14 protein-coding genes and 1 tRNA gene are annotated in these 17,121 nt (G+C 36.0%); 2 read left to right on the forward strand and 13 right to left on the reverse strand.

The window, feature by feature from the left end:
• Positions 1-77 precede the first annotated feature (77 nt).
• Positions 78-1,430 (forward strand): lysine-sensitive aspartokinase 3, encoded by a 1,353-nt coding sequence (lysC, locus tag A6B44_RS05970; protein WP_090919591.1) that lies wholly within the window; start codon positions 78-80, stop codon positions 1,428-1,430.
• A 4-nt stretch (positions 1,431-1,434) separates the two neighbouring features.
• On the opposite strand, the gene A6B44_RS05975 is transcribed toward lysC, so the two are convergent.
• The 5 genes from A6B44_RS05975 to pheS all read right to left on the reverse strand — a co-directional run bounded on the left by A6B44_RS05975 (position 1,435) and on the right by pheS (position 6,300).
• A complete protein-coding gene (locus A6B44_RS05975) occupies positions 1,435-1,863 on the reverse strand; it encodes a SoxR reducing system RseC family protein (RefSeq protein ID WP_090919590.1) in 429 nt (142 codons plus the stop codon).
• Between the two features lie 185 nt (positions 1,864-2,048).
• Positions 2,049-2,564: a C40 family peptidase gene (locus tag A6B44_RS05980; protein WP_420801044.1), complete on the reverse strand. Its 516-nt coding sequence runs from the start codon at positions 2,562-2,564 to the stop codon at positions 2,049-2,051.
• Between the two features lie 29 nt (positions 2,565-2,593).
• Positions 2,594-2,884 carry an integration host factor subunit alpha gene (locus tag A6B44_RS05985; protein ID WP_090919587.1) on the reverse strand — a complete coding sequence of 97 codons (291 nt, stop codon included), beginning with the start codon at positions 2,882-2,884 and terminating at the stop codon, positions 2,594-2,596.
• Positions 2,885-2,902: 18 nt separating this feature from the next.
• On the reverse strand, positions 2,903-5,290 hold the full coding sequence (gene pheT / locus A6B44_RS05990) for a phenylalanine--tRNA ligase subunit beta (RefSeq protein ID WP_090919583.1): 2,388 nt from the start codon (positions 5,288-5,290) through the stop codon (positions 2,903-2,905).
• Between the two features lie 20 nt (positions 5,291-5,310).
• On the reverse strand, positions 5,311-6,300 hold the full coding sequence (gene pheS / locus A6B44_RS05995) for a phenylalanine--tRNA ligase subunit alpha (protein ID WP_090919581.1): 990 nt from the start codon (positions 6,298-6,300) through the stop codon (positions 5,311-5,313).
• A 285-nt stretch (positions 6,301-6,585) separates the two neighbouring features.
• On the opposite strand from pheS, the gene A6B44_RS06000 reads away from it, so the two are divergent.
• A tRNA-Val gene (locus tag A6B44_RS06000) sits at positions 6,586-6,662 on the forward strand.
• A gap of 70 nt (positions 6,663-6,732) precedes the next feature.
• Here A6B44_RS06000 and apaH read toward each other — a convergent pair.
• The 8 genes from apaH to dnaX all read right to left on the reverse strand — a co-directional run bounded on the left by apaH (position 6,733) and on the right by dnaX (position 17,121).
• Positions 6,733-7,551: a bis(5'-nucleosyl)-tetraphosphatase (symmetrical) ApaH gene (gene apaH / locus A6B44_RS06005; protein ID WP_090919578.1), complete on the reverse strand. Its 819-nt coding sequence runs from the start codon at positions 7,549-7,551 to the stop codon at positions 6,733-6,735.
• Between the two features lie 3 nt (positions 7,552-7,554).
• The gene (locus tag A6B44_RS06010) at positions 7,555-8,172 is read right to left on the reverse strand and encodes a TIGR04211 family SH3 domain-containing protein (protein WP_090919575.1); all 618 of its coding nucleotides are present in this window, start codon (positions 8,170-8,172) and stop codon (positions 7,555-7,557) included.
• 67 nt (positions 8,173-8,239) lie between these two features.
• Positions 8,240-9,499 carry an inorganic phosphate transporter gene (locus A6B44_RS06015; RefSeq protein ID WP_090919573.1) on the reverse strand — a complete coding sequence of 420 codons (1,260 nt, stop codon included), beginning with the start codon at positions 9,497-9,499 and terminating at the stop codon, positions 8,240-8,242.
• A 14-nt stretch (positions 9,500-9,513) separates the two neighbouring features.
• Positions 9,514-10,194 (reverse strand): TIGR00153 family protein, encoded by a 681-nt coding sequence (locus A6B44_RS06020; RefSeq protein ID WP_090919571.1) that lies wholly within the window; start codon positions 10,192-10,194, stop codon positions 9,514-9,516.
• A gap of 185 nt (positions 10,195-10,379) precedes the next feature.
• A complete protein-coding gene (gene ppc, locus A6B44_RS06025) occupies positions 10,380-13,016 on the reverse strand; it encodes a phosphoenolpyruvate carboxylase (RefSeq protein ID WP_090919674.1) in 2,637 nt (878 codons plus the stop codon).
• 246 nt (positions 13,017-13,262) lie between these two features.
• Positions 13,263-14,027: an ABC transporter permease gene (locus tag A6B44_RS06030; protein ID WP_090919671.1), complete on the reverse strand. Its 765-nt coding sequence runs from the start codon at positions 14,025-14,027 to the stop codon at positions 13,263-13,265.
• Between the two features lie 2 nt (positions 14,028-14,029).
• Positions 14,030-14,929: an ABC transporter ATP-binding protein gene (locus A6B44_RS06035; RefSeq protein ID WP_090919567.1), complete on the reverse strand. Its 900-nt coding sequence runs from the start codon at positions 14,927-14,929 to the stop codon at positions 14,030-14,032.
• Between the two features lie 35 nt (positions 14,930-14,964).
• Positions 14,965-17,121: a DNA polymerase III subunit gamma/tau gene (gene dnaX, locus A6B44_RS06040; RefSeq protein ID WP_090919564.1), complete on the reverse strand. Its 2,157-nt coding sequence runs from the start codon at positions 17,119-17,121 to the stop codon at positions 14,965-14,967.

Genomic DNA, 17,121 nt, shown 5'->3' on the forward strand with positions numbered 1-17,121 from the left:
GTTTTTATTTTATAGCACACTGTTTATTAATCGTTATTTCTATAAAATAAAATCTATATTTTATACAGGAAAACTCTATGCCTTACATCTCCATTGCAAAATTTGGGGGAACAAGTGTTGCAAACTTTGAAGCAATGTCTGCTTGTGCCAAAATTATTAATTCAGATAAAAATACACGAGTTGTGGTACTGTCAGCATCTGCTGGTGTCACTGATTCACTGGTAGAATTAGCAAATGGTCAAGCAATCCAACAACGCAACACTATTGTAAATAAAATACGTAAAATTCAATATAACATAATAGATAAATTACAATATCCAGAAGCAGTAACAGAAAAAATCGACCTATTATTAGAGCATATTGCTCACCTTGCTGAATCAGCCAGTTTAGCAACCTCCTCTGCTCTCAGTGACGAACTTATCAGTCACGGAGAAATGATGTCCACTATTATATTTACTCAATTATTAATTGAACAAAATGTCCCTGCCGTTTGGATTGATGCAAGAGATGTTGTTGCTACTAATGATAATTATGGAAAAGCGACACCTAATGATACAAAAATACAACAACAAGCAGAAATACATTTAGTACCTTTAATTAAGAATGAAAAAATTATTGTGACACAAGGTTTTATTGGTCGTGATCAGAATGGAAAAACCACAACTTTAGGTCGTGGAGGTAGCGATTACTCTGCTGCATTATTGGCTGAAGTATTAAATGCCAACGATGTTTTAATTTGGACTGACGTTCCTGGTATTTATACAACAGATCCTCGTGTTGTATCCAGCGCTCAACGCATTGAAACCATCAGCTTTAATGAAGCATCAGAAATGGCGACTTTTGGCGCTAAAGTACTTCATCCTGCAACACTATTACCAGCAGTACGCAGTAATATTCCTGTATTTGTAGGCTCAAGTAAAGCACCAGAGCAAGGCGGTACTTGGGTAACATCAAACCCTCAACCTCGCCCTATATTTCGAGCCATTGCATTACGTAGAAATCAAACATTGGTTACACTATCCAGTCTCGGAATGTTACACGCTAAAGGGTTCTTAGCTAAAATTTTCAATATTTTAGCAAAATATGGTATTTCTGTTGATGTAATTACGACTTCAGAAATTAGTTTAGCATTAACCTTAGATAAAACAGGTGTATCTCAGTCAACAGAAGAGCTTATTTCTCCACAGCTTATTGACGAACTTAATCAACATTGTACGGTTAAAATTGAAAATGATCTTACTCTAGTTGCCATAATTGGGAATCACCTTCACACAGAAAAAGGAACAGCAAAAAAACTATTTAGTACTTTAGGACAATATAATGTTCGTTTGATTAGCTATGGCGCAAGTGCTAACAATATTTGTACACTTGTGCATAACAAAGATGTAGATGAAGTTGTTAACGGACTACATTCTTCATTATTTGATTAAATATTTATTTAACCTTTCCCAAAAATATAGCTTGGGGTATAAAATATTGTTTATGATTAAGCTTCCATTTTATTACCCCAAAATTTATTAAAGTAATAAGAAAACTTAATATAGCAATGAGCAACTCATTGGTAAAAATTTGTGAAAATAAAATAATAGATAAAATAAGTAATATAAGGGGAATACAATATAACCACATTACTGCTATTAACAGTGTTTGTTCCTTGAGTCCAATTTCAATAATATCCCCTTCTTGTAGTACTTCTGTGACTTTGAGCTCTAATAACAATTGTTTATCGCCAACTAATCCAGATAAAGATTTTGTGCCACAACTATTTTGAGCATTACAACCGCCACAACTACTCTTAGCATTACACTGAATAGTTGCAACTCCGTTACAATAATTTAATACTGTTCCTTGCTCAATTAACATTTTAAAAATTTCCTAGATAATAAGAATAAAAAAAGCCCCTATAACTTAAGGGGCACTCGGAAAGCAAATTTATGAAAAAGGTTGTTGGACACAACACTAATTTTAGTTGTGCCTATAAGTTAAAATAATTTATGAAAATTTTCAATATTAAATGTTTAACTTTGTGATCTACTTCATATTTTTAATTATAAGCGTCGAGCTTGCCAATAGACTTTTTTCCAATAAACGGAATTTAAATTGGAATAAATTACCCCTTTTTTAGATGAAGAGTGTAAAAATTTTCCATCTTTTACATAAATCCCAACGTGCTTACCATGAGGGCCTAATCCTGTTTTAAAGAAAACCAAATCACCTGGTTGTAAATCTTTTTTAGGAATATATTTCCCTTTTTTAGCTTGCAATACCGTCGTTCTTGGTAAAGAAATGCCAAAAGCATCTCTAAAAGTCACCAAAGTAAAACCTGAACAATCAACCCCACTACGACTCATTCCCCCTAAACGATAACGAGTTCCTTTCCATTGACGATGTTGCTCAATTAGCCTAACTATTCTGAAAATAGGATCATTATTATTTGAACTTCTGTAATAGTGCACTGTTGGCTGTGTATGATATGAACTCGAACACGCAGTCAAAAACATACTTAAGACCACTACAAGAAGTAAAATCACTTTATTTTTAAAACACAAATATAATTGTATCATCTAAATCCTATTTTAATGCACAACATCTGTTATGATGTTGCATTCTCAATGCGAGCCTTGAGCTTTTGACTTGGCTTAAATACAACAACTCGGCGAGCAGACACAGGAATTTCTTCTCCAGTTTTAGGATTTCTACCTGGTCTTGCTTTTTTCTCACGAAGCTGAAAATTACCAAAACTAGATAATTTTACTTCCTCTCCTTTTTCAAGGGAAAGTCGAATTTCTTCAAAAAACTGCTCCACAAACTCTTTTGCTGAACTTTTACTTATATCAAGTTGCTCAACAAGATGTTCTATCATTTCAATTTTAGTTAATGTCATAATTTAAGCTCCTCACACTTAATCTCTTAAATAAGCACCAAAATGTTGTTCAAGTTCACTTAATACCATTTGAATAACAGCATTAATTTCTTCTTCCTCAAGCGTTTTTGAAGCATCTTGAATCATTAAACTGATTGCCAAACTTTTTTTATCTTCATCAATATTTTCACCTTGATAAACATCAAAAAGATTGACTGCCATCAGTTTTTCTCCACCTACTTTTTGGCAAGTTAATAAAATATCTTTTGCCGGAATCTTATGATCCACAACAATTGCAATATCTCTTTTATTCGCAGGGAATTTAGAGATCTCTTTTGCCTCTGTCACAGTTCTTTCATCAATCGCAGACCATAAAATCTCAAACACAATCGCAGTACCTGAAATATCTAATTTTTGTGCCACTTTTGGATGAACTGTGCCAATAAAACCCACTTCTTTATCATCAATTAAAATCGCCGCAGATTGTCCTGGGTGCAACGCATCATAGGTCTTAGCTGCAAAACGTACTGATTTCCCTTTATTTGTTAAAGAGAGCACTCGCTCTAAATCACCTTTTAAATCGAAGAAATCAACGTTGTCAGATTTACCTGTCCAATGTTCATTATGTTTCGCTCCCACAATAACCGCTGCTAACATCTGCTCTTGACGAATACCCATTTCTGCATTTTCATCAGGAACAAAACGTAACCCTGTTTCAAACAGACGTACTCGACTTTGCTGACGTTTTTGGTTATAAACTACCGCTTCTAATAAACCACTTAACAGCGATAGACGCATTGCTGACATATCCACTGAAATTGGATTAGGCAACACGATAGCATCTTGATTTGGGTGCAATAACGCCTGTGTTTTTGGATTTACAAAGCTATAAGTGATCGCTTCTTGGTAATCGCTATCCACTAATGCCATTTTGACTCGCATTAAATCTAAGTTTGCTTCACGGTGTTCATTCATATTTAAGTGAGCTAACGGTGCATTATTTGGAATGCTATTGTAACCGTAAATACGAGCCACTTCTTCAATTAAATCTTCTTCAATTTCGATATCAAAACGCCAGCTACAAGCGGTCACTTTCCATTCATTATTTGCAAAAATTGGTGATAAACCTAAACGCGTTAAAATATCAGTGACGGTTTCATCAGCAATATGATGTCCCAATAAAGCATCTAATTTTTCACGACGTAACGTTACTTGATTTGCTTTTGGTAAATGCTCATCACTTTTCGCTTCCACGATTTCGCCCGCTTCGCCACCGCAAATTTCTAATAACAATGCGGTTGCACGTTCCATTGCATTGCGTGTGTTTTCAAAATCAACACCACGCTCAAAACGGTGCGATGAATCGGTGTGTAAACCATATTGTCTTGCACGTCCCGCAATTGCTAATGGTGCAAAGAATGCTGCTTCTAAAATAATATCTGTTGTTGTATCACTTACACCACTTTCTTTACCACCAAAGATCCCTGCCATTGCAAGGGGTTGATTTTGATCGCAAATGAGCAACGTATTTTCTTTTAACGCAACTTCATTACCATCCAATAGCACTAATTTTTCGTTTTCTTTTGCTAAACGTACGTGAATTGGCGCAGTCACTTTTGCTGCATCAAAGGCGTGCATTGGCTGACCTAATTCTAGTAATACAAAGTTTGTTACATCAACCACAGGATCAATAGAACGCATACCACAACGGCGTAATTTTTCTTGTAACCAAAGTGGCGATTGTGCTTTCACATTCACATTTTTAACCATACGAGATAAATAGCGTGGGCAAGCTTCTGGATTCTGAATTTCTACCGCAACTTTATCTGAAATAGTCGCTGAAACAGGTTCAAATGTTGGTGCAATCATTTCTAATTGATTTGCTACCGCCACTTCACGTGCAATCCCTGAAATACTTAAACAATCCGCACGATTTGGCGTTAAGCTAATTTCAACAATGCTATCTTCTAAATCTAAATATTCACGGAAATCTTTACCGATTGGTGCGTCTGCTGGCAATTCAATAATACCGTCTTGCTCAACTTTAATGCCTAATTCAGTGAATGAACAAAGCATTCCCTCAGACGGTTCACCACGTAATTTGGTTTTCTTAATTTTAAAATTACCCGGTAAAACTGCACTATCAACGGCACAAGCCACTTTTAAACCTAAACGGCAGTTTGGTGCACCACAAACGATGTCTAATAAACGCTCGCCACCCACATTTACTTTGGTGACACGTAATTTATCTGCATTTGGGTGCTGACCACATTCAACCACTTCACCCACAACAACGCCTGAAAACGTCTCTGCAACAGCCTCAACACCGTCCACTTCTAAACCAAGCATTGTAATTTGATCGCATAACTGTTCCGTTGTAATCTCTGGATTTACCCACTCACGCAACCAAGATTCATTAAATTTCATTATTCTTTCCTTATCCTATCTTATTTGTAGTCAAATTGTTTTAAAAAACGTAAGTCATTCTCAAAGAATGCACGTAAATCGGTCACGTTATAACGCAACATTGCTAAACGCTCAACCCCCATACCCACAGCAAAACCAGAGTATTCATTCGGATCGATACCTACATTTTTCAACACATTAGGATGAACCATTCCACAACCTAACACTTCTAACCATTTACCATTTTTACCCATTACGTCCACTTCTGCTGAAGGCTCTGTGAATGGGAAGAAAGATGGACGGAAACGTACTTCTAAATCTTCTTCAAAGAAGGCACGCAAGAAACTATGTAACAAACCTTTTAATTCAGTAAAATTCGCTTTTTTATCCACAAATAATAATTCGATTTGGTGGAACATTGGGGTGTGCGTTTGATCGTAATCATTACGATACACGCGACCCGGTGCAATAATGCGAATTGGTGGCTGAGTTTGTTCCATTGAACGAATTTGCACACCTGATGTTTGCGTTCTTAACAAACGTTGTGCGTCAAACCAAAACGTATCGTGATCGGCACGTGCTGGGTGGTGTTTTGGAATATTTAACGCATCAAAATTATAATAATCTGATTCAATTTCAGGACCATTTTCCACAGAGAACCCTAAATCTGCAAAGAATTTGGTTACACGATCAATAGTAATAGAAACAGGGTGCAAACCACCAAGTTCTGTTTTACGACCTGGTAAGCTTACATCAATACTTTCACTAAATAATTTCTGATTTAACGCTTCGGTTTCTAATGTTTCTTTTTTAGCATTCAATGCTGCCTGAGCTTGTTGCTTTGCTTCATTGATTTTTTGCCCTACTTTTGGACGATCCTCTGGCGAAACATCACGTAATCCTTGCATTAACGACGTAAAATGCCCTTTCTTACCAAAATACTCTACTCTAATACTTTCAAGACTTGCAATATCTTGTGCAGATTCAACTGCTTGTAATGCTTTTTCAACAATTTTTTCTAGGTTTTGCATCCCTATCCTCTATAATTTGCTTTTAAAATATGAAAATCACCATAAAAATGATATAAACGGTTGAAATGATAATACTTTTAATAGATAAAGTAAACTTCAAGAAGGAATGAAAAAGGAAATTTGGTGAGGATCATCACAATTTTTTTAAAATTTACGTTGTTTAGAGTATATTTTAAGCACTTAGTAGAGAATTTATCTTAAAAATTAAAAAAGTGTTTACAAAAAATTGCATCGTGTCATTTTTATGGTAAAATCCTCTGCGTTTTAACATATTCACTATTAAATGCGACCATAGCTCAGTTGGTTAGAGCACTACCTTGACATGGTAGGGGTCGGTGGTTCGAGTCCACTTGGTCGCACCATTTCTGAAAAGAAACTCTCTATTTTATGCCCTATTTTTTAATACAGTATTTTGCAAAAAATTACTTAGATCTAACCGCTACCTAAAAAGGGCTGGGTAAATATTGTTTTATCTTCCCATCGAAGCATCGTTAAATGATTTCCCCAAACACACCCAGTATCCAGAGAGTAAATATTTGAAGGTGTTTGATATCCTAATAATGCTGCCCAATGTCCAAAAATAATTGAATATTGCTTATAGAGAGGATTTTCAAATTCAAACCAAGGTTTGAGTTCTGGTGGTGCTTCTTGAGGGGGTAATTTACATTCAAAATCCAATTGTTTTTGTGCATTACACAACCGCATTCGTGTAAGAGAGTTTATAGTATAGCGATAACGCTCAATACCAACCAAATTATCATTCCAATTAAGCGGTGAATTACCATACATATTTTGCAATAAATGTTGATAATCATCACCCTGTAAGATTCTTTCAACTTCGTTGGCACATTGCTGAGCAGTTTCTAAATTCCACTCAGGACTAACGCCGGCGTGACTGAGTAAAAAATCATATTTAGGATGTTTTACAAACAACGGTTGATAGCGAAGCCATTCAAGCAGTTCATCTTTGTCTTCAGCCATCAACAAAGTACCAAGTTTATCTCTTGGATTCACCTTTTTAATACCTAAATTCGTTGCTAACAAATGTAAATCGTGATTACCTAATACTGTTGTCGCTCTTTCACCCAATGACTTCACAAAGCGCAAACAAGCTAAAGATTGATTTCCTCTCGCAACAAGATCTCCAGTAAACCATAACTCATCTGTTTCACTATTAAAATTAGCCCGTTGCAACAATTGTTTTAACTCATCAAAACAACCATGTAAATCTCCAACAATATAGGTTGCCATAAACTAGCTCCAACCACTATTCTGTTTTTTTCTCGGTAAAATGAATGGAAGAAGTAATCCTAGCAGTAAACCTATTCCTAATACGAGGCCACCATACATAAACCATTGAATCATAATTTCTCGTTGTTCAACATCCTGCATTATCTCAAGCTCTTTATTTTTATTTTTAAGAACATTGACCTCTTGCTTAAGTTGTGAATTTATATCTAGTAATGCACTACTTTGCTGTTCTACCTGAGTGGATCGACGACGAATTTCCTCTGTCCTACGTTGCCAATCTCCATTAATTTTACTTAATTTCAGTTTTAATTCCTCAACTTGCTTCTCTAAGAAAGGCAGTTGTTCTCTCGCACTTGGTTTATCTGTCAATCTATCACTTAATATCCATACCTTATGATTTCTAGAGTCTTGAATGAGAGAGTATTTATTCTTCTTTTCTAAAACAATAACTTTCTCACCAGCTTTCACTGTACCTGCAATTCTATAGTTATCGCCAGCGCCCTTTCTCACATATTCACTTAAATTATCAGTAACATAATAGTGTTTTTCTGCATATCCAGATAATGGTATTCCTATACCTAATAATGATATTGAAATTAACTGTATAATTTTACTTTTCATAATTTTCCCTAATTCATAGAAAAAGAAAGCACCAAGGCACTTTCTTTTTATTATTGTTACGTAGATTTTAGTAAAAAATAGCACTTAAAATGTTGTAAATGATTATTGAAATAAATGCACCTGCTGGCAAAGTAACAACCCAAGAAGCAACAATATTTCTAATAACATTTAAATTTAGTGCTGCAATTCCTCTTGCAAAGCCTACACCTAAAATTGCACCTACTAATGTTTGAGTTGTTGAAATTGGTAAACCTGTTCCTGATGAAATCACCACCGTAGTTGCACAAGCGAATTGAGCAGCAAAACCACGACTTGGTGTTAATTCAGTGATCCCCGTTCCAATGGTTCCCATTACTTTATAGCCTAATGCAACCAAACCGACAACAATTCCCGCACCACCAAGAGGTAAAATCCAAGGAGCAAGGGCTGTTTTACCTGCAACTTGCCCACCAGTTTCAACAATGGATGCTACAGCAGACAAAGGTCCAATTGCATTGGCAACATCATTTGAACCATGAGCAAATGCCATCGCACAAGCGGTAATAACCATCAAGATACCAAATACTTTTTCCACACTTTCAAAGCTATCATCTTCAATTTTATCAAATGCTGAACTTTTAAAATAAAAATAACAAGCGATGGTTGAAATAACGGCAATAATAAATGAAATAATTAAAACCTCTGACCACTCTAAATGTAGTCCAATATGTTTTAAACCTTTTTTCATTGTTACTACACATAATACAAAAGCGGTTAACCCCATATAATAAGGACCATATTTTTTTGCATTCTGAACAGGTTTTGACGTATCAAAAATTAAACGCTGTGTGCTAATAAAAATAAGATAAGCAACAACACCTGCAACAAAAGGTGTAACAAACCAGCTACCGACAATCCCTAAAATTTTACTCCACTCAACTGCATCTGTTCCAGCTGTCACACAACCAAAACCAATAATTGCACCAATAATTGAATGTGTAGTAGAAACAGGCCAGCCCATACGAGAGGCAATTAAAAGCCAAGTACCAGCAGCAAACAGTGATGCCATCATTCCGAGTACGAGTACATCTGGCATATCAGCATATAAACTCACATCAATAATGCCACCTTTGATGGTTTGTGTTACTTCACCGCCTGCAAGATAAGCTCCTGCAAATTCAAAAATTACAGCAATAATAATTGTTTGTTTAATCGTTAAAACACCAGAACCAACCGACGTTCCCATTGCATTGGAAACATCATTAGCTCCAATTCCAAATGCCATAAAAAAGCCGAACATTGCAGTAATAATAATTAGTATATGACCATATTGTTGAATTAACTCCATTACTTCCTCCAGTGCTATGACTTAGCCAACATTAGTTCAATTCGAGAACCTACTCGCTGTGCCTGATCTGCTAGCACCCCTATCCATTCAATAATTTTATATAAAAACATAATATCAACAGGATTAAAATCACTTTCAATTTCTAAAAGAGCTTTACGCAAAACTCGTTGCAACTGATCCGTATCATCTTCAATTAAATCTAATTCTAAGATCATCTTGTTAACAAAGTTTAATTCTCTACCTCGAAAACCCGTTTCAAGCAATTCATCCATTTCATCGATTACCTTATGAGCTTGATGAACAGCATCAATACTACGCTTAACAAAGTAATTAAAATCATCTTGAATAGGTTTAGGAATTAATAGTTGGCGACCAATTACACGTCCTGCAATATCCTTTGTATAATTAGCCAACTTATCTTGTTGTGTAACAAGTTCTAATAAATCTGAACGTTCCACTGGCATAAATAGTCCACGAGGAAGTTTTAAACGAATTTCTTTTTTTAGATCATCTGCTTGATGTTCAAGCAATCCAATCTGGGCTCGATAATCTTCCGCATTATCCCAATCTTCTTTAAATGTTTGTTCAAAAAAAGGGACTAATAACTCACAGCACTCTGTTACTTTTTTTGAATGCTTTTGAAGCGGTTTAAGGGGGGATTCAGCGAATAATCCAAGAATATTATTCATAGCCATAAGAAGATCTCCATAAAGTTTAAATCGATGTTTACCTTGAAAAACTCAAGATATTCTACTATTTTACTTGATGTAGTTATAAAGATCATCTATTAAAGCAATAAAGTTAAAAAAACGATCTTCTTATGCTAATAAAAAAGTAATGAGTAATTGTGAACAATTACCCAAAACCCATATTAAAAATGCTATCCCGTATTGCGCATTCCTGCTGCAATTCCAGTAATAGTAATCATCAATGCCTGCTCTAAAATAGGATCTCTGCTTTCCTGCTGAGCACGTAAACGATGTAATAACTCTACTTGCAATAAATTTAAAGGATCAGTATAAACGTTACGTAATCGTATCGATTCAGCCACTTCAGGAAGATCTCCCATTAAGCGATCACTGTGAGCCAACTCTATAATAGTTTTTACATCAGATCTTAACTGCTCTCGTAATGTCTTACCTAAATGATGTAATTGTGGATCAACCAAACGTTGATCATAATGCTCTGCTAACCATAAGTCTGTTTTTGTGAAAACCATCTCCAACATACCAATACGAGTAGAAAAGAAAGGCCATTTTTCACACATTTCAGACAACGCTTCCCGATTCCCTTCTTCCATCAATTGACGTAATGCAACCCCCGCTCCCAACCATGCGGGTAACATTAAACGGTTTTGCATCCACGCAAAAATCCACGGAATCGCACGCAAACTTTCAACTCCTCCCTTAGGATTTCTTTTCGCTGGACGAGACCCTAAAGGTAATTTTCCTAGCTCTTGTTCTGGTGTAGCACTACGGAAATAAGGAACAAAATCAGCCTCTCCTCGCACAATATGACGATAAGCTTCACAGGAAATATCAGATCCTCGCTCCATTATGTCACGCCACTCTTGTTTTGGTTCTGGTGGAGGGAAAATATTTGCTTCCAAAATAGCACTAGCATAAAGTTCTAAACTCTCAACCGCAACGGCAGGTAAACCTAACTTAAAGCGGATCATTTCCCCTTGCTCTGTTACTCGTAAACCATTTTTCAGTGAACGTGGTGGTTGTGAGAATAATGCAGCATGAGCAGGCGCACCGCCTCGACCAATAGTACCACCTCGACCATGAAACAAGGTAAGTTCAATACTATATTTCTCAGCCAACTTAACCAAAACTTCTTGCGCTCTATATTGAGCCCACGAAGCAGCTAGCATTCCAGCATCTTTTGCAGAATCTGAATAACCAATCATTACCATTTGTTTATTTTCGATTACGCCACGATACCAACCAATATTAAACAACTGTGCCATTACCTTTTCAGATCGATCTAAATCATCAAGGGTTTCAAATAAAGGTGTAACAGGAATCGTAAATTTACAACCTGCTTCTTTTAATAATAAATGCACCGCCAATACATCTGAAGCCTCTCTCGCCATTGAAATCACATAGGCAGAAATAACACCTTCAGGCTGTTCAGCAACCACTTTACAAGTCTCTAAAATCTCTTGAGTCTCTTCACTTGGAGTCCAATTTTTTGGAATAAGCGGACGGCGAGAATTTAATTCACGCACCAAAAATGCTTGTTTATCTTCTTCAATCCACTGAGAATAATCACCTAACCCAATATAACGAGTAATTTCAGCAATTGCCATTTCGTGACGAGTACTCTCTTGACGAATATCCAAACGAGACAATCCCACACCAAAACAACGAATACGGCGTAAAATATTTAATAATTCACCATTTGCCACAATTCGCATTCCACAAGCGTGTAAAGATTGATAACAGTCATAGAGCGGTTCCCACAACTGCTCATCACAAGTGATAATCTCTTTTTTACGAATAGTTAACGGTTTATCTTCTAAAACTTCCGTATAGTAAGCCACTGTTTTTATTAATTTGGTACGTAACCCTTTGACTACCACTCGATAAGGTTCTAAATGTACGCCGTATTTCTCACTAAATTCAGGAGTACAACGTACAATAGACAATTCCTCTGCTAATTTTCTAATATCATTTAAAAAGAGTTCTGCCGCTTTCCAACGACTCATTGCTAATACAGTACGAGTTGTTTTATGGGTAACAAACGGATTACCATCTCGATCTCCTCCCATCCAAGAAGAAAAACGAACTGGCGCTAAACCTACTTGATGTTGCACACCAAAATTTTTCTCTAAATGAAAGTTTAATTGACGACAAAATTCAGGGACAGCCTTCCATAAACTACTTTCAATCACCGCCATTCCCCATTTTGCTTCATCAATAGGCGTTGGTCGCTGAGTACGAATTTCATTGGTGTGCCAAGCTAATGCAATCATCTGCATTAAGCGACGCTTTAAACGAATCACTTCAGATTCTGGCAAATCGTTATGCTCTAATCGACTTAAACAACGATTAATTTCTACGTGTTTTCCCACTAAAGAACGACGAGTAACCTCTGTTGGATGAGCGGTTAACACAAGTTCAATTAAGAGTTTTTCAACGGTCTGTATCACTTTTTCAACAGGTACATTTTCTTCTTTTAACCGTTTAAATAATTTACCTAAAGAACATTCACCAAAAGAGGTATTTTCACTATTACGAGCAATAGTTTGATACTGCTCTGCAATATTGGTTAAATTTAAAAAATGACTAAATGCACGAGCCACAGGCACGACTTTTTCTGTCGATATATTGGAAAGCGTATCTAACAACTGCTCTCTTGCTTTCTCATCACCAGAACGAGAAGCTTTCGATAATACTCGAATATTCTCAATTAAATCAAGAATCTCACTTCCTTGAGCATCTCGAATGGTTTCCCCTAAAAACTCTCCTAGCATATGAATATTACTACTGAGAGTATCCTTACTCGGCATTACGTTTTGCTTTGTCATTTTATTTCCTTATGAATTAAATAATTTACTGACGCTAGATATACCTTAAAATCAATAAAAAAACAATGTGAAGTATTATCAAATTGAATAGGCACTGATCTGACTCAAATAAAAGTGTAATCGCCTATCTTATTACTTTACATATAAAATAAGCGGTCACTTCCTATTAAATTTTTGCAAATTTCAACAGAAATGAACGCTCACACGATGAGAGAAAAAATAAGAGCATTAAGATCTTAAGCCCACACCTTTTTCAATTAAATGATAAACTGATAGATATAACCCTATAATAAAAGCACTTAAAACAGTAAAAGCATAATAAATAGGTACATCACTAATACCTAAAAATCCATAACGAAAACCATTTACCATATACATTATAGGATTAAACTTTGACACCCCTTGCCAAAAATCAGAAAGCAAAGAGAGAGAATAAAACACACCACCTAAATAAGTTAGAGGCGTTAAAATAAAAGTTGGAATAACATTAATTTCATCAAAACTTTTGGCATAAATCGCATTCACTAATCCTGCTAAAGCAAACATCACAATTGTCATTTGCATAATCACAAAAATCGCTAACCACGAATAAATATCATAAGAAACAAAACAAAGAGCTACCGACGTTACTAAGAATCCTACAATACCTGCTCGTACTATACTCCCTCCCACATAACCAGCAATAATCGTATGGGTGGAAAGTGGAGAAACCAATAACTCTTCAATATGTTTGGAATATTTACTCAAGAAAAATGATGAAGCCGCATTTCCGTAAGCTGCGGTAATGGCAGACATCATAATCAAACCAGGAGCAATAAATTGTACATAACTCACGCCCCCCATCTCTCCAATACGTGTTCCAATCAATTTACCAAAAATAAAAAAGTATAATGTTGTGGTAATCATTGGTGGAATCAGTGTTTGTCGCCAAATACGAAAAACCCGTTTTGTTTCTTTATATACTAAAGTATAAAATCCTGTTAAATTTTGCATCATTAATCTGCCATATCAATAAATAATGTTTCAAGTCGATTCGCTTTATTTCGCATACTCACCACATTAATATTCTGTAAATTCAGTTGTTGAAATAATTCATTTAAGCCTTTCTCTCGCATCACTTCAACTTCAATCGTATTATCATCTACCCATCGAAAAGGATAACCTGACAGCTCGAGCGTCTGTTTTTTATCCAAATCAAGTAAAAAGGTTTCACTTTTTAATTTTGCTAATAACCCTTTCATTGATGTATTTTCGACAATTTCACCATTTTGCATAATGCCAATATTACGGCACAAGCTTTCTGCCTCTTCAAAATAGTGAGTTGTAAGAATAATGGTTGTTCCTTGCTGATTTAATTCTCTTAAAAAATCCCAAAGAGAGCGTCGTAACTCAACATCTACTCCAGCAGTAGGTTCATCTAAAATTAATAATTTAGGATTATGCATCAACGCACGACCAATCATTAATCGGCGTTTCATTCCTCCTGAAAGGGCATAAGAAAGGGAATGGCGTTTTTCCCACAATTCTAATTTTTTTAGCCAAAACTCCGCACGTTTTAAAGCCTCTTGACGAGCTACGCCATAAAAACCCGCTTGATTAACCAGAATATCTTCCACCTGCTCAAAAAGATTAAAATTAAACTCCTGTGGAACAAGCCCAATCTGCTGTTTTAATTGCTGTTTTTGAGAATCTAAGTCATACCCAAATACTTTAACTTCACCACTGGTTTTATTCACCAGTGAGCTAATAATACCAATGGTGGTTGATTTTCCTGCACCATTATGACCTAACAATGCATAAAAATCCCCTTTTTCTACTGTTAAATCAATACCTTTAACAGCTTTCACTCCTGAAGCATATTGTTTAACCAATTGCTTAATTTCTAATGCGTACATTTTTTTCTCAAAATAATATAAATGAAACAGGTAAATTACTGTGTTTCTACAATAGGACGAATCGTTGATTCATCAATTGTAGCAGCAAAAGTGGAAGTCAAAAGTTGCAGTTTTTTATCATTATGTAATGCTTGCTTTGCTTCCTCAATTAATTGCTCGAAAATCTTTCTTTTCACCTCTAATGCGGTGAAATGATCGCTACTCTCACCAATACTTAATGAATAACTGAATCCTTCTTCTTTCAATGCCTCCATTAAGGCTTGATGAATTTCTGGCGTATCTAAATGAGCCATTGATGGTTTTAAAACAAGTTGTAAATGCTTGTTTTGATTAGTAACTAAATAACTATTAAGTACTATTTGACGAGATAATCCCGATAATTTTAAACGATGAATAATACGGCACCATTCATCTTGCTCACAAGAAAGGGTTGTAATTTTTTGCACTAATTCAGGGGTACGTTGCTGTAAAATAGCTTGCTTAATATCTGATGGTTTAGCTTGTTCAAGCTCTTTTTCTAATTCAGGATCTAACCATTGCCAACGATAATTTTCATTATCAGATAAATCATCGCAGCCAACCTCTTTTTCAACTTGCTGTGGTTGGTTTGCATTGCCTAAATTAATTAAGCGTTGTTGTAAATCTACTATTTTTTTATCGTGGTGAGGAGACTCTGCCTCTACGTCTTTTTTGAATGTCGTTACTTCACCATTTGAAGTAACATTACTCAAGGTTTTAGTATTTTTTTTTTCAGCGTTCTCTGATTTTATCCGACTCGCTTTTAACTGCTCACGTGCTTTTAGTGCGGCCAACGCAGGAGAAACAGGCGCAGCTCCTAAAGGTTGAGAAATAGTATCATTCAAATTTTCAATATTATTCTGCTCAATGGAAGCGGTACGATTATCATTAAAATTTGCAAATTTTTGTGTTGATGTGACCGCTTGCTGTGGTACCTCCGCTTCTGTCTTGTGAGAAGGTGCATCTTGAGAAGCAGAAGCACTGGTGACATTTAAACGTGCTTTTAATTTTTCAATATTCGCTTGTGTGGTATCTTCTACAGCATTATCACAAACCGTATTTGCTCTTTTTGGTTTAACAACAGTTTGAGTTTCTTCAACATATTTAGGATGAAACGCTAACGCCCTGAGCATTGTCATTTCAACCCCTGCTCGTTGTTCATTGGCAAAAGGTAAATCCTTCTTACCCATTAACATCAATTGATAGAAAAACTGTACATCCTCTGGTGAAAATTGTTTGGCTAAAAAATGCAACGGCGTTTCTTCCAAATCCGTATTCGGTAATAATTGCAACATCGCAATTTTATGTAACACCTCTGCCACAGCACTTAATAATGCCTGCCAATCGACCCCTTTATGGGCAACATCATCAATTACTGCCATTACTTTTTCACCATCAGCTAAACCAAGAGCCTGAACCAACTCCAAAGGCTGATTATCATCAAGCAAACCGAGCATTTGTTGTACGACCGCTAGCGTAATATTAGCATTACTCACTGCAATGGCTTGATCCGTCAAACTCAAGGCATCACGAATACTCCCTTCCGCTGATTTAGCAAGTTTATCCAACGCTAAAGTTTCAAAATCAATCTGCTCTTGCTGTAATACAAATGCCAAATGATCGCTAATTTGATGTCTTTCCAACGCTCGCAAATGAAATTGCATACAGCGAGATAAAATAGTCACAGGGAGTTTTTGAGGGTCTGTGGTTGCTAATAAAAATTTCACATATTCAGGTGGCTCTTCTAATGTTTTTAATAACGCATTAAAACTATGACGAGACAACATATGTACTTCATCGATCAAATAGACCTTAAAACGCCCCACCGTTGGCTTATATTGTACATTATCAAGTAACTCTCTGGTGTCTTCTACCTTAGTACGAGAAGCGGCATCAATCTCTATAAGATCGATAAAACGCCCTTCTTCAATTGCTTTACAATTCTCACACTGACCACAGGGTATCGCACTGATCCCTTGTTCACAATTTAAACCTTTCGCAAATAATCGTGCAATGGATGTTTTTCCCACGCCACGAGTACCTGAAAACAGATAAGCGTGATGCAGTCGCCCCTCACGTAATCCATTTTCAAGAGCGGTTAAAACGTGTTTTTGCCCCACAACATCTTGAAAACGTTGTGGACGCCATTTACGAGCTAAAACTTGATAAGACAT

The organism is Pasteurella skyensis (genome assembly GCF_013377295.1).
Lineage (GTDB): Bacteria > Pseudomonadota > Gammaproteobacteria > Enterobacterales > Pasteurellaceae > Phocoenobacter > Phocoenobacter skyensis.